Below are 16,528 nucleotides of genomic sequence, written 5' to 3' on the forward strand. Positions count from 1 at the left end.
CCGTCCTTGTTCCACTGGTACATCACATAGTCGGAACGAGTCAGGTCACCCTATTCTCAAATCAGCCTGTGCCGCCGCCGGTAATGGCAATGCCATACACAGCCACAGCGCCGAGCGCTCGCACATGTTGCTATTCATCTGAAGGTGCTCCTTTGTTGTTATTGAAATAAGCATCAACGGCGGCACTGCTCAACAGGTCGATGCAAGCGAAGCAAAACCGGGGGCGTCAATTTCAAGGCGCTGTGAAGAACTCACCCGCGCCAGGCGTTTAACTTGCTCCACCGCGTCAATGACGGAACGTTCGGCTCGGGCGCCCTCTGCTATCTGGTAGATGCTTGTTTTGCGCATCGATAAATCATGTAAAAAACGCTTATCCAGTTCCCCGGCGATTACAAGGAAGTAGTCACACTCCGGGGCTTGCAGACCGACTAGAAACCCGGCGTCCGCTGCGTCGACATGCATCAGCGCGATGTTGTCGAAGCAACTGAAACCGTGATGTATCAGATCAACGTGGTCACTACTGAGCCCTATCGCGACAACAACGACGCGCGTACAACTGGAAGGCTCGCGCACCCACTTCCTGGATTTAAAGCGATAGTCGGAAGTTCGGCTCACAGGCGTTGTCTTTCTTATTTGAGTGGTTGATTCAACAGGTGAATTGATGCTGTCTTCGTCAAATGACGCAGCGTTCTTGCAATACGCTTTTCGCCAAGGTCCGGGTCATCGATAAAATCATCTCCACCTGTTTATCCATCGCAGCGGTGGACTGGCCTGTATTTCCCGGATTCACGACACGCAATGGATGGCCGCAGACAGACCCCAGCCAGGCAAGGTCCGGTATCGGGCTGACGTCAACATCGAGTAAAAAGCAGCCTTTGGATACCGAACGCAGCAGTTCACTGGCGTGACAACTAGAGACCTGTGGTGACTCCACTGAATTGAACCCGACACGCAACCAGTCGAGCATCAACTCCCTGGGTTGCTTGACGACCAGATAGGCAACCTGATCCCAGTCGTCGATCGCCACATGCAGCTTGTCAATCACGTATTTGGGTAACGCGGCACTGGTAACGATGACAACCCCGGCATTCGCCAGAGGCTCTTTGACCCAGACGGCGAACTGCGATATCGCATGCATGGCGGTACTCCCGCGTGAGTTGGACTTGAGTTGGCAAAGGGAACGACTGGAAGACGCAATTACTGTAGAAGCGGGCTTGCCCGCTCCTACCCAGTCCTGCGTTTTCCTGGCGGCGCCAAGCTCAGCCGTTGCGAAACAAGAAGCTGTAGGCGTTCAACGCAGGTGCGCCGCCCAGGTGGGCATAAAGAACTTTGGAGCCGTCAGGGAATTCCCCGCGGCGTACCATTTCAATCATGCCGTGCATGGATTTGCCCTCGTAGACCGGATCGGTCAACACCCCCTCAAGACTGCCGCACAGGCGAATCGCTTCCAGCGTCCCTTCGTTGGGCAAGCCATATTCCGGATAGGCGAAACGCGTATCGAGCACCACATCCTCTTCAGTGATTTCGCGCCCCAGCTCCACCAGTTCAGCGGTATGTCGAGCGATACGCAGGATCTGCGCCTTGGTTTGCTCCGGTTTCGCCGAAGCATCGACCCCGATCACGTTTTTCGAGCGACCGTCAGCCGCGAAACCGACGACCATGCCGGCCTGGGTACTGCCGGTCACCGAGCAGACCACGATGTAGTCAAACTTGAAGCCCAACTCCTTTTCCTGCTGCCGCACTTCCTCAGCGAAGCCGACAAACCCGAGCCCTCCATAGGGATGCTCGGAACAGCCCGCCGGAATTGGAAACGGTTTGCCGCCGCGCTCCACGACATCGCTCATGGCCTTTTCCCAGCTCGGCCGAATTCCAATGTCGAAACCTGCAGCATCAAGCCGCACATCCGCTCCCATGATCCGCGACATCTCGATGTTGCCGACGCGGTCATATACAGCGTCGGAGTAGTTCACCCAGTTTTCCTGCACAAGCACACACTTCATACCCAAGTGGGCGGCGACCGCAGCGACCTGGCGGGTCTGGTTCGACTGGATACCGCCGATGGACACCAAGGTGTCGCAGCCTTGCTCGATGGCCTCGGGAATCAGATATTCGAGCTTGCGCGTTTTGTTCCCGCCGAAGGCCAGGCCGCTATTGCAGTCTTCACGCTTGGCATACAGTTCCACCTTGCCGCCCAGGTGCTCGCTGAGGCGTTTCAAGGGAGTGATGGGGGATGGACCGAAGGTCAACGGATAACGTTCAAAACGATTCAGGTTCATGGCGCTGTTCCTTGATTGTTGTGATATCCAAGCTCTTTTACGGAGGCTTCGATGAATCAATCTTAAGAAAAAACCTGAAAATTTGTGTTGCAAATTACAGCAATTAATAGATGCTTTATTCCGTACATAAAAACAAAACACTAACGTTATTGTGCAAAAAACAATATGAACGCAATAAAAAACCATGTTAAAGCAAACGAAAAAGCTGCAGAGCCGTTGCAGCTTGATCGAACCGACCGTGCCATTCTGAAGGCGCTGCAGCGAGACGCGTCCATCTCCAACGTGGCGTTGGCGGAAAAGGTGAAATTGAGTCCGCCTGCCTGTCTGCGTCGCGTCGACCGACTCAAGCAGGCCGGCTTGATCAAGGCCATCGTGGCCCTGCTCGACACCGAAGCACTGGATGCGGGAATGGTGGTATTGATCGGTGTGGTGCTGGACCGCTCCACCCCGGAATCGTTTGCCGCCTTCGAAGCCGCCGCGCAAAAAGTCTCGGGCTGCATGGAATGCCACGTGGTGACAGGCGAATTCGACTACTTCATGTTGTTGCGGACCAAGGACAGCCAGAGTTTCAACCGCCTGCATGCCGACCAATTGTTGTACCTGCCGGGCGTCAGGCAGATCCGCTCGTTCATGGGGCTGCGCCAAGTCCTGTCGACGCCGCAAATTCCCCTGTGAGACTCAGATCAGCCCCAGCGTCAATGCCTTGAGCGTTGCGGCCGCACGGGTGGTGCATTGCAGTTTGCGGAACACGCTCTCGACGTGGGTCCGCACGGTGCTCGGACTGATGCCGAGTTGACGCGCCACCTCTTTGTTGCTCCCGCCCATGCTGATGCGCTTCAGGATTTGTGTCTCACGATCAGTCAGCAGACTGCCGTTCACTTTCGGCGCTACAGCGCTCTCGCCGCGCGCGGCCGCGATGACCGCCTGGCAGGCTTGAAGGTCAAAACGTCCCTGAGCGGCTTCGTCGAGCAACAGGCGCTCCGCATCACTGTCGCTGAAAGCCGGGCGCCACGGCCGTTCGCAACGTAACGCCTGCCACACTAGCGCGGCCGCCAGCAAACGCTGTTCGGGCGGCAAGGCATCGCCTTCGAGGCCCCGGAAGTAGCCGCTACCATCCAGTCGTTCGTAAGCGTTGGCCGCTAATCGACCAGGTAGCGCAAGTTCGGGAATCTGCCTGCAGGTGCGTGACGTCCAGTAAGGCACCAGCCGTACCTGTTCGAGATCACCATCAAGCAACACGCCCGCCGTGTTCCAGATTCGGTTGGGAACTGCCGCCCGGCCGAGACCGTGGATCAAGGCCGCCCTGCTCGTCTGATCCGCCGACTGCTCCGACAGGCCCCAAAGCCTGACGGCCTCTCGGACAAGTTCGGCCGACCGTCGTGAATAACCCGCCAACCAAGGCAACTTGAGGTCAATTACGTCACCAATCAGCGTGAGCGGCACCTTCGTGCCGTCTTCGCACAGCGCTCCAGTAGTAACCTGCGGCTGGCGCAACGACTCCAGCCAATCCTCGGCATGTTGCACGAGCAACGCGACCAGCGCGGCCGGATAGCGACTATTGCCCTTGGTCGCAATCCATTCCAAAGCAGCCTCCAGTCCATGAACCCGCGAAAGGATTTCCAGATCACCCGCCAGCAACACTTGATACACCACCTCAGGCACCTCGGGGTGGCGTAAACCGAAAGGCTTGCCTTCGCCATCGAACTGCTCGAACACATGGCGCAGCCCCCGCTCGACCGGCGCGCTCAGGCCCAACGTACGCGCGATGTCGCCCGACACCTCGCAATGCACCACCGCCAAAGGAGAGGACTTGCGCATCGCGCGCAGGCCCGCCGCCCCTAACGTCTGACTGAGCATCGCGTTACGCCCTCCTACGTCATCGCCCAGCAGGCGCGTGAAGCCTTCGGCATTAGCGGTACAACCTGACCAGCGCAGCAAGGCCACCTGACGCGCGACCTCTGTGTGTTCGCCGACACCATTGCAGGCCTGGGCAAGCATTTGGACCAAACGCGCTGTGCGACGTGACTGGTCAGTGGGCTGCCCCATGCTCAGGTCCCCGACCATGGACAATGCCACGATCGCACTCTCCAGTTCGATGCCTTCACTTTCCCGCATAGCGCTCTCTCCCATTCGCCTGCTCTTTGGCCAGCCTCGGATAAACGACCGATACCGGATTCTTCCCGTTCTATTGAAACTGGCTGACACCAAACACAGGAGACTCAACTATGTTCAAACCCAAGGCTATCGCCCTCGCACTCGCCATGACGACTTCATTTTTCGCTGTGGGCAGCCACGCCGCCACCCCGCAACCCTCGGTGGTGATCGTACACGGTGCTTTCGCCGACGGCTCAGACTGGGCCAAGGTCGTTCCGCTGCTGCAAGCCGAAGGCATCAAGGTCACCGTGGTGCAAAACCCGCTGACCTCGCTGGCCGATGACGTGGCAGCTACTCAACGCGTACTGAACAACCAGGACAACGGTGTCGTTCTGGTCGGCCACTCCTGGGGAGGTACAGTAATCAGTCAGGTCGGCACTGACCAGAAAGTTCGCGGCCTGGTGTACGTTGCTGCGTTCGCCCCTGATGCGGGTCAGGCCAGTAAAGATCTGGGCAAAGACTTCCCGGCACCGCCCGGCGTGAAAGACATCGCCGCCGATAAGAACGGCTTTCTGTACATGACTCGCCAGGGTATGGCTACTGGCTTCGCGCAAGATCTTCCAACCGCGCAGACCGACATCATGACCGCCACACAGGGACCGATTCGTGCTTCGGCGTTTGGTGACATGACCACCGCCGCCGCCTGGAAAGGGAAGCCGTCATGGTACGTCGTTGCCCGTGAGGACCGCATGATCCAACCCGATCTGCAGCGTGCGTTCGCGAAGAAAATCGGTGCACAAGTCACTGAAGTCGAAGCCAGTCATGTACCGCAGCAGTCGCGTCCGGCCGACGTGGCCAACGTCATCATCCAGGCGGTGCACAAGACCCAGGACAAGACAGCGGACGTGGCTGATGCAACCCAACAGCCACGCGGGGCGCATAACACCAAGAACGGGGTTTGATCGAAGCCACACACGCCCACAGCAGTGCACTCGAAACCATGGCAGGCGTTTAGCGCCTGCCATGGTCATGAGGAGGATGCGCAGTTGCTACCCGCTGAAGGGCGTCACGTTTTGACAGGAGCATGCTCGTACATCAGAAATCGAATCTCTTCTATAGCAGTTTTGAATACCGTTTTACTGCCGCACTCAAGGATGATCAAAAAATGCATTCGACTCTAGACGTAGTTCGCGCCCAAATGCGGGAAGCGGAACCGCTATTAAAGCGTCTTGATCAGGAACTGGAGACAATCAATTTCGACCCTGCCGTCCCGTCTAGCGTCGAAGCAGCGACGCGGCGACGCGGCGGGTGACAGAGGCAATTGACACACTCTTGGCGAGGTTCAAAGGCAATTCAATACTCGGCCCAAATTGAATGCAAATAGGTAGGCGATTCTGTGCAATTGCCTGGCGGTCGCGCCGTTGTGTCCGCTGAACGCTTCAATGTTCAATTTCCGACAGACCGATCAGTTGCTGCAACGCGCCTATCAAACGACCCTAAAGCGAATTGGAGGAGCCAGTTGATCCACCACCGGGGTCCCGGATTCGTTGCAGGCTCACACCCATCATGCGGGTGATGGGTAATCTTCGCCCCGAATGTACGTGGAATAAAAAGCCCCGCCCGAGCACTGCCCGGCAGGGCTTTCTTTTGCCTGCTGCCACCCTGCTGTCACAGCTGAACCGATCTTTCAGGGAAAAGTCTTGAGAGGCCCGAATTATATGGTGTCCCAGGGCAGGTTCGAACTGCCAACCTTCCCCTTAGGAGGGGGATGCTCTATCCAATTGAGCTACTGAGACACAAGTCGGCCGCGAAGAAACGCGGTGCGATGGACGGCGTGCATGTTAACGGCCGGGTTGGCTTTTGTCATGTCGTCCGTGGGCTTTTTAAGTGTAGGCAGACGCCTCGACCGGGCGCGGACTTGTTTACCGTGCAAATTGCATCACCGCAAAAAGCCATCATTGCAAAATGCAATATGGAGCTTTACCAAAAATAACTTAATTCATTGTTTTTAAAGAATTTAATTGTCGATAAACTCTGGCATGCGAGCTGCTTCTGCTGTTCTCACAGAACAACCGAGGTCCGCGCCATGCAATGCGCCCTTTTACTCTTGAATGCAATCGCGCTGGCAGTTTTATCGGGATTTCATTTTTTTCCCGAGAGCAGCGCTACGCAGGTTGCCCAACGCATGCCGCATTACCTTCAGTTGCAGAAGGCTCCGCAACTGGCAGCGATAAGCGACCAGCACGGCTTTGTCAGCCAGGAAAACATAACGGCGCCGAACCCGCCTGCTGAACGTTTGGTATTTTGAATCCCCCACCAGGAGCACCGCATGTCCAGATCAGCCGCGAGTTTCTTAATCCTCGCCTTGTTGAGCGGCATTTTTCATCTGTCATTGACCCAGGACATGGTCGTCACCCTCCCCCTGATCGCCTGTGGTGTATTCACCGCTCTGTTCGTGCTCGCATTGATTGCCGGACGAAAGATCAAGTTTGATCCGGTATTGCGTTGACCCTGGCTTGGCAGATTCAGTGCAAGGGCCTGCCATCCATCCTGAATTCAGCCGCTCAATACGACCTCTCCTAGTAAATCGGCCATTTGCCACTATTCTGTAAGGGTAGGGAACAGGAATCGAGTCCGCTTTATCCTCCCGCCAGAGACCTTTCGTCGGTCGGAGAAAACGCAAAGCGAAACGGCCCGGTCAAACTTTTCAAACCAGTGCGCATTTCTGATAATTGGTGCTGGCAGAACGCCTTTATCCAGCTCAATATTTGTCACAGAATTGACGCCAAGGATCTGGCTTATTTGAGGCATGATGCGCGCCTCTATCAATTCAGGTTGAACATTTGGTCAGAGAGCTTGTCCTATCAGACATCCTGCGGCCAATCCCGAAAACCGCTCCCCTGAACTAACCGGTTAAATATATGCGCCCATTGAAACAGGCAATTTATTCCAGCCGTACGGCTGACAAGTTCGTCGTACGTCTGCCAGACGGAATGCGTGAACGCATTGCCGAGGTGGCTCGCAATCATCATCGCAGCATGAACTCCGAAATCATTGCGCGCCTTGAGCAGAGTCTCATTCAGGAAGGCGCACTGGGAGAAGAGTTGAGCATGCGCCTGGACAGCCCGGAGCTTTCCTTGCACGAACGGGAGCTGTTGCAGCGCTTCCGCCAACTCTCCCATCGACAGCAGAACGCCCTGGTTTCACTGATCGCTCATGACGCTGAAATGACCGCCGACGCGTCCTGATTCAGCCAGAAAGCTCAAGCCAGCCTGATCGCTGGCTTTTTTTTGCTTATTTCACTGGCTTGAGCATGGGCACGGCCCCTTGTGCTGGCGATGGTCGTTAACGATAACGTGGGTGAACTGGATAAACGCGGCGCACTTGAGTCCATCGCCAGCAGGCTGGCTCCTACAGTTTCAGTCCATCGCCAGCAGGCTGGCTCCTACAGTTTCAGCGTGGGCATGGCCCCCTGTGGGAGCTGGCTTGCCAGCGATGGTCGTTAACGATTACGCGGGTGAACTGGATAAACGCGGCGCACTTGAGTCCATCGCCAGCAGGCTGGCTCCTACAGTTTCAGCGTGGGCATGGCCCCCTGTGGGAGCTGGCTTGCCAGCGATGGTCGTTAACGATTACGCGGGTGAACTGGATAAACGCGGCGCACTTGAGTCCATCGCCAGCAGGCTGGCTCCTACAGTTTCAGCGTGGGCATGGCCCCCTGTGGGAGCTGGCTTGCCAGCGATGGTCGTTAACGATAACGCGGGTGAACTGGATAAACGCGGCGCACTTGAGTCCATCGCCAGCAGGCTGGCTCCTACAGTTTCCCGGGAATGCGTGAAGAACCTTTTTGCCTGAAATCCGGGCACAAAAAACCCGCCAGAAGGCGGGTTTTCAGTGAGCTGGGCATCAGAGCAGGAAAATTGTCGCCAACCCGAGGAAGATGAAAAAGCCTCCGCTGTCGGTCATGGCCGTAATCATCACACTGGCACCCATCGCTGGATCGCGGCCCATCTTCGCCAGGGTCATCGGAATCAAGACCCCCATCAATGCCGCCAGCAACAGGTTGAGCGTCATCGCGGCGGTCATCACCACCCCAAGCGACCAGCTGCCATACAGCAGATAGGCGACCACACCGATCACCCCGCCCCATATCACACCGTTGATCAAGGCGACTGCCAACTCTTTGCGCATCAGGCGCGAGGTATTGCCGGTGCTCACCTGGTCCAGCGCCATGGCCCGAACAATCATGGTGATGGTCTGGTTGCCCGAGTTACCACCGATGCCCGCCACGATCGGCATCAACGCCGCCAGCGCCACGAGCTTCTCGATCGAACCCTCGAACAAACCGATGACCCGAGAAGCCACGAACGCGGTAATCAGGTTGATCGCCAGCCAGGCCCAGCGGTTACGCAGGGATTTCCAGACCGACGCAAAAATGTCTTCTTCTTCTCGCAGACCCGCCATGTTGAGAACTTCGCTTTCGCTCTCTTCACGGATCAGGTCGACCATTTCATCGATGGTCAGACGACCGATCAGCTTGCCGTTCTTGTCGACCACGGGCGCGGAGATCAAGTCGTAACGCTCGAACGCCTGAGCGGCATCGTAGGCGTCTTCGTCCGGGTGAAAACTCACCGGATCGCTGGCCATCACCTCCGAAACCTGTTTGTCCGGATCGTTGACCAGCAAACGCTTGATCGGCAGCACGCCCTTGAGGACGCCGTCGTAATCGACCACGAACAGCTTGTCGGTGTGGCCCGGCAGCTCTTTCAGACGACGCAGATAACGCAAGACTACTTCAAGGCTGACATCCTCGCGGATAGTCACCATCTCGAAGTCCATCAGCGCACCGACCTGTTCCTCGTCGTAGGACAGTGCCGAACGCACGCGTTCGCGTTGTTGCTGGTCGAGGGTCTCCATGAGCTCATGGACGACGTCTCGCGGCAGCTCGGAGGCCAGGTCAGCGAGTTCGTCGGCATCCATGTCCTTGGCGGCTGCCAGGAGCTCGTGATCGTCCATGTCGGCGATCAGCGATTCACGGACCGAATCGGATACTTCAAGCAGGATGTCGCCGTCGCGATCGGCCTTGACCAATTGCCAGAGCGTCAGACGATCGTCCAGCGGCAAGGCTTCAAGGATATAGGCGACGTCGGCGGAGTGCAGGTCATCGAGCTTGCGTTGCAACTCGACGAGGTTCTGCCGGTGGACCAGGTTCTCGACCCGGTCATGATGCGGGCCTTCCTGGCGGTGAGTCAGGTCTTCAACCACTCGCTGGCGCTGCAGCAACTCAACCACCTGAGCCAGGCGATCCTGCAAGCTTTCCTGCGTTTTCTTTACTTCAACTTCGGACATAGGCGAACTCCACTCCCAGCAGCGGGGCACGCCGGAAGGATCAATCAGTCAATTCATGATTGGTGAAACGGGGTACTGAGTAACTACTGGGTAAGTCCATGGAGGTATTCCACAAGCCCCGGCGGGGCTGACGGGCGCAATGATACACCGCCTGACGGTTTTAAACGTTAAAAAATCTTGGCTGAAACAAGCGCTTGCACAACAAACCTGAGCATCGTCCTGACCAGTGAAAGTGCGACGACGTATTCTGAAAAGAAAACACACGTCCCTTCGAAAATTGTAGTCGCTTGCCTTGAAAAGGAATGTCACGCAGGACGCCCGGGAGCACGCAGAGGCGATCTTCAACCGGCAAGAGCCAGCAAGACGTCAGGCACGCGTGGCGTTCGACGGGAAGGGATGCAAGAAGGAAAAAGCCAAATCCCGGACGGCAAAAAGCCCGCATTAAATGCGGGCTTTTTGTTGTATGGTGCACTCGACAGGATTCGAACCTGTGACCGCTCGGTTCGTAGCCGAGTACTCTATCCAGCTGAGCTACGAGTGCAATTTGTGTTTTTAGACCAGATCACAACTGGTTGAAGCCAAGTCATTCACATTACTGCAGATGACTCTTAAATGGTGCACTCGACAGGATTCGAACCTGTGACCGCTCGGTTCGTAGCCGAGTACTCTATCCAGCTGAGCTACGAGTGCATTTGTTGCCGCGCATTATAGGCCGTCTAATCTCTATGTCAAACACTTTTTCTAGTAATTTCAACAACTTACCGAAAAAGCCAGATTACAACGTACTAAGCAAATAATGGCGGAGAACGGGGGATTCGAACCCCCGACACCCTTTTGAGGTGTACTCCCTTAGCAGGGGAGCGCCTTCGGCCACTCGGCCAGCTCTCCGCAACACGGGGCGTATATTAACCAGCTTCTTCCCCGTTTGCAAACATAAAAAACGATAAAAATTAATGGCTTGGTTCTTCGTCCTTCTCTTTCTTGATACGCAGGTAAATTTCTTCCCGGTGAACAGCTACCTCTTTGGGGGCATTAACACCGATGCGCACTTGATTTCCTTTGACGCCGAGTACGGTCACGGTGATTTCGCCATCACCGATAATCAGGCTTTCTGCACACCGACGAGTCAGAATCAGCATACCTTTCTCCTCACGCATTTCATTTCAGGGACAACAGTCTGCAAAAAAAAGGCACTCGACCCACAACCGGAGCGGTCGCAGCCCTACATGCCTGAGTATTGACTAGCGCGAGCAAAAGAACAGGCTCGAGGGTCACGCCATTCAAAAAAACAAAAGGCGCGGTCAGACCGCGCCTTTTGGCAAACGCATCACTCGCCCTGGCGGGCCGGTGCGTCCAGTTCGAAAGCCGTGTGCAGAGCGCGCACAGCCAGTTCCAGGTACTTCTCTTCGATCACTACGGAGACTTTGATTTCCGAGGTCGAGATCATCTGGATGTTGATGCTTTCCTTGGCCAGGGATTCGAACATGCGGCTGGCCACGCCTGCGTGAGAGCGCATGCCGACGCCGACGATCGAGACCTTGGCGATCTTGGTGTCGCCCACGACTTCACGGGCACCCAGCTCGCCAGCGGTTTTTTCCAGCACGGCTTGCGCCGCCTGGTAGTCGTTACGGTGCACGGTGAAGGTGAAGTCGGTGGTGTTATCGTGCGCGACGTTCTGCACGATCATGTCGACTTCGATGTTCGCGGCACTGATCGGGCCGAGAATCTTGAAGGCAACGCCCGGGATGTCTGGCACGCCACGGATGGTCAGCTTGGCTTCATCGCGGTTGAAAGCGATACCGGAAATGATCGGCTGTTCCATGGTTTCCTCTTCATCAATAGTAATGAGGGTGCCCGGACCCTCCTTGAAGCTGTGCAGTACGCGCAGCGGAACGTTGTACTTGCCGGCGAACTCGACCGCGCGGATCTGCAACACCTTGGAACCGAGGCTGGCCATTTCCAGCATCTCTTCGAAGGTGATCTTGTCCAGGCGCTGGGCCACGGACACCACACGCGGGTCGGTGGTGTAGACGCCGTCGACGTCGGTGTAGATCTGGCACTCGTCAGCCTTCAGGGCCGCCGCCAGCGCCACGCCGGTGGTGTCGGAACCGCCACGACCGAGGGTGGTGATGTTGCCGTGCTCGTCGACGCCCTGGAAACCGGCGACAACCACCACACGACCTGCCTTCAGGTCACCGCGAATCTTCTGGTCATCAATCTGCAAGATACGCGCTTTATTGTGCGCGCTATCCGTCAGAATCCGCACCTGGTTGCCGGTGTACGACACCGCCGGCACGCCGCGCTTGATCAGCGCCATGGCCAACAGGGCAATCGTCACCTGCTCACCGGTGGAGACGATCACGTCCAGCTCGCGCGGAACCGGTTGGCCGTCGCCACTGATTTGCTTGGCCAGATCGATCAGACGGTTGGTTTCGCCGCTCATTGCAGACAGCACAACCACCAGGTCATCGCCGGCATCGCGGAATTTCTTAACCTTGTCGGCGACCTGCTCGATTCTCTCGACAGTGCCGACCGAGGTGCCTCCAAATTTCTGTACGATCAAAGCCATTTCAAAGCCGCCTCTGCCCATGAAGGGCGCCCAAATAATCACTCAAACAGCGTTGCGGCCCGCCACTAGACTACGAGCCGCAAACACTGCCTTATAGACCCTGCTCTACAAACGGAACGGTCAGCGCCAGTGCTGCATCCAGTGCGCCAGCGTCGGTACCGCCGCCTTGCGCCATGTCTGGACGACCACCGCCCTTCCCGCCCACTGCCGCAGCGGCTTGCTTCATCAAATCACCGGCTTTGAGTTGGCCAGTCAGGTCTTTGGTTACGCCTGCAACCAGAACGACCTTTTCCTCATGGACACTGCCGAGCAGGATCACTGCGCGGCCGAGTTTGTTTTTCAGTTGATCGACCAGCGCCAGCAGCGCCTTGCCATCCTGACCGTCCAGACGCACGGCCAGCACTTTCACACCCTTGACGTCCTGCGCCTGGGCCGACAGATCGTCGCCCGCGGCACTGGCTGCCTTGGCTTGCAACTGCTCGAGTTGCTTCTCCAGCAGACGGTTGCGCTCAAGCACAGCCGACAGCTTGTCGATCAGGTTGTCGCGGCTGCCCTTGACCAGGCTCGCCGCTTCCTTGAGTTGTTCTTCCGCCGCGTTCAAGTAAGCCAGCGCTTGCGCACCGGTGACGGCTTCAATACGACGCACACCCGATGCCACACCGCCTTCGCTGATGATTTTCAGCAGGCCGATGTCGCCGGTACGGTTGGCGTGGATACCGCCGCACAGTTCGACGGAGAAATCGCCCATGCTCAGTACGCGCACGCTATCGCCGTACTTCTCGCCGAACAGCGCCATGGCGCCTTTCTGCTTGGCGGTTTCGATATCGGTTTCTTCGGTTTCAACCTCGGAATTCTTGCGAATCTCGGCGTTGACGATCTCTTCCAGCGCTTTCAGTTGCTCAGGCTTGATCGCTTCAAAGTGGCTGAAGTCAAAGCGCAGGCGCTGACTGTCGACCAACGAACCTTTCTGCTGGACGTGGTCGCCCAGTACCTGGCGCAATGCGGCGTGCAGCAAGTGAGTCGCCGAGTGATTCAGCGAAGTCGCGTGACGCACTTCGGCGTCGACATGAGTCTCCACCGGAGTACCTACGATCAGGCTGCCCGAGTCCAGCACGCCGTGGTGCAGGAACGCACCACCGGTCTTGGTGGTGTCGCGCACGTCGAAACGCGCAGCACCGGCCTGCAGGAAACCGCAATCACCGATCTGGCCACCGGACTCCGCATAGAACGGCGTCTGATCGAGGACGATCACGCCCTCTTCGCCTTCGCTCAGTACGTCAACCGATTGCCCGTCTTTATAAAGAGCAACGATTTTGGCGGAACCGCTGTGAGCGGTGTAACCGGTGAACTCGGTGTCCACATCGACCTTGACCAGGCTGTTGTAGTCCATGCCGAAGGAGCTGGCGGAACGGGCACGGACGCGCTGGGCTTCCATTTCACGCTCGAAACCTTCTTCGTCGATGGTCAGGCTGCGCTCGCGAGCGATGTCGCCGGTCAGGTCCATCGGGAAACCGTAGGTGTCGTAGAGTTTGAACACCACGTCGCCCGGCACCACGTCGCCCTTGAGTTCAGCCAGATCCTGCTCGAGGATCTTCAGGCCCTGCTCCAGGGTCTTAGCGAATTGCTCTTCTTCGGCCTTCAGCACGCGCTCGATGTGCGCCTGCTGGGATTTCAGCTCAGGGAAGGCCTCGCCCATCTCGGCGACCAGGGCCGCGACGATCTGGTAGAAGAAGCTGCCCTTGGCGCCCAGCTTGTTACCGTGACGGCAGGCGCGACGGATGATCCGGCGCAGCACGTAGCCGCGGCCTTCGTTGGACGGCAGCACGCCGTCGGCGATCAGGAAACCGCAGGAACGGATGTGGTCAGCCACGACTTTCAGCGATGCCTGGGCGTCGTTGGTGCAGCCGATGGCCTTGGCCGAAGCGCTCAGCAGGCTCTGGAACAGGTCGATTTCATAGTTCGAGTGAACGTGCTGCAGCACGGCACTGATCCGCTCCAGGCCCATGCCGGTGTCCACCGACGGCGCTGGCAGCGGATGCAACACGCCATCGGCGGTGCGGTTGAACTGCATGAACACGTTGTTCCAGATTTCGATGTAACGGTCGCCGTCTTCTTCCGGCGAGCCCGGTGGGCCGCCCCAGATGTCGGCGCCGTGATCATAGAAAATCTCGGTGCAAGGACCGCACGGGCCGGTATCGCCCATGGTCCAGAAGTTGTCGGAGGCGTAAGGTGCGCCCTTGTTGTCGCCGATGCGCACCATGCGCTCGGCAGGAACGCCGATTTCCTTGGTCCAGATGTCGTAGGCCTCGTCATCGCTGGCATAGACGGTGACCCAGAGCTTTTCCTTCGGCAGGTTCAGCCACTTGTCGGAAGTCAGGAAGTTCCAGGCGTAGCTGATGGCATCACGCTTGAAATAATCGCCAAAGCTGAAGTTACCCAGCATTTCGAAGAAGGTGTGGTGACGAGCGGTATAACCGACGTTTTCCAGGTCGTTGTGCTTGCCGCCGGCGCGCACGCATTTCTGGCTGCTGACCGCGCGGGTGTACGCGCGTTTTTCCTGGCCCAGGAAGCAGTCCTTGAACTGGTTCATCCCCGCGTTGGTGAACAGCAGGGTTGGGTCGTTGCCCGGAATCAAAGAGCTGGAGGCTACACGGGTGTGGCCTTGCTCTTCGAAGAAGCGAAGGAAGGCTTCACGGATTTCTGCGCTTTTCATTAGGTTCTTCCACGGAGGCTGCGGCCAAAGGCCTGTTCGAAACGTCAACAGACGAAGCGACGGCAAAGGGCCGCATTATATCGGCCCTGCGCGCGGGGTACAGCGTGTTTATACGATAGAAACGGTCAATTGGAGCGCTAACGCTATCACTTGCGCGAAAAGTCGACGAATGTCGCGACGACTTGCTCGATTTGCCCACGGCTGACGTCCATGTGCGTGACCATGCGCAGACGCGCGGCCGCACTGAGCCTGATCCCGCGCTCGGCGGCAAAGGCCTTGAGCGCCTCGGCCTGGTCGCCCATTTGCACATATACCATATTGGTCTGCACCGGCTCGACCTCGAAGCCCGCCGCACGAAGGCCTTCGGCCAGCAACTGCGCGTTGGCATGGTCATCGGCCAGGCGCTGAACGTTGTGATCCAGCGCATACAGGCCCGCCGCCGCCAGAATACCGGCCTGCCGCATGCCGCCACCGACCATCTTGCGCAGGCGCCGAGCCTTGCCGATCAGCTCGACCGAGCCGCACAACACCGAACCGACCGGTGCGCCCAGCCCTTTGGACAGGCACACCGAGACCGAATCGAAATACCGGGTGATTTCCCGGGCATCCACACCCAGCTTCACTGCTGCGTTGTACAGGCGTGCGCCGTCCAGGTGCAGCTGCAAACCCTGCTCGCGGGTAAAACTCCGCGCCCGGGCCAGGTATTCCAGCGGCAGAACCTTGCCCTGCATGGTGTTTTCCAGCGCCAGCAAGCGGGTGCGGGCGAAGTGGAAGTCGTCCGGTTTGATCGCCGCCGCGACCTGTGCCAGGTCCAGCGAGCCATCGGCCTGCACTTCCAGAGGCTGCGGCTGGATCGAGCCGAGCACCGCTGCGCCGCCACCTTCGTACTTATAGGTGTGGGCCTGCTGGCCGACGATGTACTCGTCACCGCGCTCGCAGTGGGCCATCAACCCCAGCAGATTGCTCATGGTCCCGGTCGGCACGAACAGCGCCGCGGCAAACCCCAGGCGCTTGGCCAGTTCGGCCTCCAGACGATTGACCGTCGGATCTTCGCCATACACGTCGTCGCCGGTGACGGCGCTGGCCATCGCGTCCAGCATGCCGGCGCAAGGTTGGGTGACGGTGTCGCTGCGAAGATCGATAACGCTCATGAATCTGGCCTCGGTAAGCAGGGGAAATCCCTTTCAGGAAAGAATTACTGCGGTCATGGCGACGATTAATCAACCCTTGCTTAGGAAAAGACCGATTAAAACAACGGAAAAGTCGATGACAATCATCCAAAAGGGGTCATGCGCATATCGCAAATATGTGATAAAAACGCTGCGCCGCCAAACATTCCGGCGGCAAAAAACGTTCTCAGGGCGGGGTGCAACTCCCCACCGGCGGTAATTGCGCGCAATGCGCATAGCCCGCGAGCGCTTGATGGCAGCACGGCTTCGGCGGTGCCTGACAGCAAGGTCAGCAGACCCGGTGTGATCCCGGGGCCGACGGTCATAGTCCGGATGAAGAGAGAACGGGATTGACACC

At 57.8% G+C, this 16,528-nt stretch carries 14 protein-coding genes, 4 tRNA genes and 1 riboswitch; of the genes, 5 read left to right on the top strand and 13 right to left on the bottom strand.

Features of this window, described 5'->3' with window-relative positions; translation table 11 throughout:
* Positions 1-189: 189 nt before the first annotated feature.
* The 3 genes from PPUTUW4_RS21070 to PPUTUW4_RS21080 all read right to left on the bottom strand — a co-directional run bounded on the left by PPUTUW4_RS21070 (position 190) and on the right by PPUTUW4_RS21080 (position 2,276).
* The gene (locus PPUTUW4_RS21070; protein ID WP_177325103.1) at positions 190-615 is read right to left on the bottom strand and encodes a hypothetical protein; all 426 of its coding nucleotides are present in this window, start codon (positions 613-615) and stop codon (positions 190-192) included.
* Positions 616-673: 58 nt separating this feature from the next.
* Positions 674-1,138 carry a hypothetical protein gene (locus PPUTUW4_RS21075; RefSeq protein WP_015096486.1) on the bottom strand — a complete coding sequence of 155 codons (465 nt, stop codon included), beginning with the start codon at positions 1,136-1,138 and terminating at the stop codon, positions 674-676.
* A 121-nt stretch (positions 1,139-1,259) separates the two neighbouring features.
* Entirely contained in the window at positions 1,260-2,276 is a 1,017-nt protein-coding gene (locus PPUTUW4_RS21080; protein WP_015096487.1) for a 1-aminocyclopropane-1-carboxylate deaminase, read from the bottom strand.
* A gap of 165 nt (positions 2,277-2,441) precedes the next feature.
* Between PPUTUW4_RS21080 and PPUTUW4_RS21085 the strand changes: the two genes are divergently transcribed.
* Positions 2,442-2,951, top strand: a complete 510-nt coding sequence (locus PPUTUW4_RS21085; RefSeq protein ID WP_015096488.1) for an Lrp/AsnC family transcriptional regulator — start codon at positions 2,442-2,444, stop codon at positions 2,949-2,951.
* A gap of 3 nt (positions 2,952-2,954) precedes the next feature.
* Here the strand turns inward: PPUTUW4_RS21085 and PPUTUW4_RS21090 are convergent, their stop codons facing one another.
* Positions 2,955-4,391, bottom strand: a complete 1,437-nt coding sequence (locus PPUTUW4_RS21090; RefSeq protein WP_015096489.1) for an HD domain-containing phosphohydrolase — start codon at positions 4,389-4,391, stop codon at positions 2,955-2,957.
* Between the two features lie 110 nt (positions 4,392-4,501).
* Here PPUTUW4_RS21090 and PPUTUW4_RS21095 point away from each other — a divergent pair, with 110 nt between their 5' ends.
* Complete coding sequence (locus PPUTUW4_RS21095; RefSeq protein WP_015096490.1) at positions 4,502-5,332, top strand: alpha/beta hydrolase; 831 nt, start codon at positions 4,502-4,504, stop codon at positions 5,330-5,332.
* 757 nt (positions 5,333-6,089) lie between these two features.
* Here PPUTUW4_RS21095 and PPUTUW4_RS21105 read toward each other — a convergent pair.
* Positions 6,090-6,166, bottom strand: a tRNA-Arg gene (locus PPUTUW4_RS21105).
* 290 nt (positions 6,167-6,456) lie between these two features.
* On the opposite strand from PPUTUW4_RS21105, the gene PPUTUW4_RS21110 reads away from it, so the two are divergent.
* The 3 genes from PPUTUW4_RS21110 (at position 6,457) to PPUTUW4_RS21120 (ending at position 7,618) form a co-directional block, all read left to right on the top strand.
* Positions 6,457-6,678 (top strand): hypothetical protein, encoded by a 222-nt coding sequence (locus tag PPUTUW4_RS21110; RefSeq protein WP_015096491.1) that lies wholly within the window; start codon positions 6,457-6,459, stop codon positions 6,676-6,678.
* A gap of 21 nt (positions 6,679-6,699) precedes the next feature.
* Complete coding sequence (locus PPUTUW4_RS21115) at positions 6,700-6,879, top strand: PA3371 family protein (RefSeq protein WP_007972182.1); 180 nt, start codon at positions 6,700-6,702, stop codon at positions 6,877-6,879.
* A 412-nt stretch (positions 6,880-7,291) separates the two neighbouring features.
* Positions 7,292-7,618, top strand: coding sequence for an Arc family DNA-binding protein (locus tag PPUTUW4_RS21120; RefSeq protein ID WP_008066583.1), 327 nt, complete (start codon positions 7,292-7,294; stop codon positions 7,616-7,618).
* 658 nt (positions 7,619-8,276) lie between these two features.
* On the opposite strand, the gene mgtE is transcribed toward PPUTUW4_RS21120, so the two are convergent.
* The 8 genes from mgtE to ltaE all read right to left on the bottom strand — a co-directional run bounded on the left by mgtE (position 8,277) and on the right by ltaE (position 16,152).
* Positions 8,277-9,719 (bottom strand): magnesium transporter, encoded by a 1,443-nt coding sequence (gene mgtE, locus PPUTUW4_RS21130; protein ID WP_007971042.1) that lies wholly within the window; start codon positions 9,717-9,719, stop codon positions 8,277-8,279.
* Positions 9,720-10,183: 464 nt separating this feature from the next.
* A tRNA-Arg gene (locus tag PPUTUW4_RS21135) sits at positions 10,184-10,260 on the bottom strand.
* 72 nt (positions 10,261-10,332) lie between these two features.
* Positions 10,333-10,409, bottom strand: a tRNA-Arg gene (locus PPUTUW4_RS21140).
* Between the two features lie 107 nt (positions 10,410-10,516).
* Positions 10,517-10,607 (bottom strand) — tRNA-Ser (locus PPUTUW4_RS21145).
* A 62-nt stretch (positions 10,608-10,669) separates the two neighbouring features.
* Positions 10,670-10,858 (bottom strand): carbon storage regulator CsrA, encoded by a 189-nt coding sequence (csrA, locus tag PPUTUW4_RS21150; protein WP_002554426.1) that lies wholly within the window; start codon positions 10,856-10,858, stop codon positions 10,670-10,672.
* A 188-nt stretch (positions 10,859-11,046) separates the two neighbouring features.
* Positions 11,047-12,288 carry an aspartate kinase gene (locus PPUTUW4_RS21155; RefSeq protein ID WP_007971040.1) on the bottom strand — a complete coding sequence of 414 codons (1,242 nt, stop codon included), beginning with the start codon at positions 12,286-12,288 and terminating at the stop codon, positions 11,047-11,049.
* 91 nt (positions 12,289-12,379) lie between these two features.
* Positions 12,380-15,001, bottom strand: a complete 2,622-nt coding sequence (gene alaS, locus PPUTUW4_RS21160) for an alanine--tRNA ligase (protein WP_015096493.1) — start codon at positions 14,999-15,001, stop codon at positions 12,380-12,382.
* A gap of 146 nt (positions 15,002-15,147) precedes the next feature.
* Positions 15,148-16,152 carry a low-specificity L-threonine aldolase gene (ltaE, locus tag PPUTUW4_RS21165; RefSeq protein ID WP_015096494.1) on the bottom strand — a complete coding sequence of 335 codons (1,005 nt, stop codon included), beginning with the start codon at positions 16,150-16,152 and terminating at the stop codon, positions 15,148-15,150.
* 197 nt (positions 16,153-16,349) lie between these two features.
* Positions 16,350-16,520, top strand: a riboswitch (FMN riboswitch).
* Positions 16,521-16,528 lie beyond the last annotated feature (8 nt).

The sequence above is a fragment of the Pseudomonas sp. UW4 genome (assembly GCF_000316175.1).
Classification (GTDB): Bacteria; Pseudomonadota; Gammaproteobacteria; order Pseudomonadales; family Pseudomonadaceae; genus Aquipseudomonas; species Aquipseudomonas laurylsulfatiphila.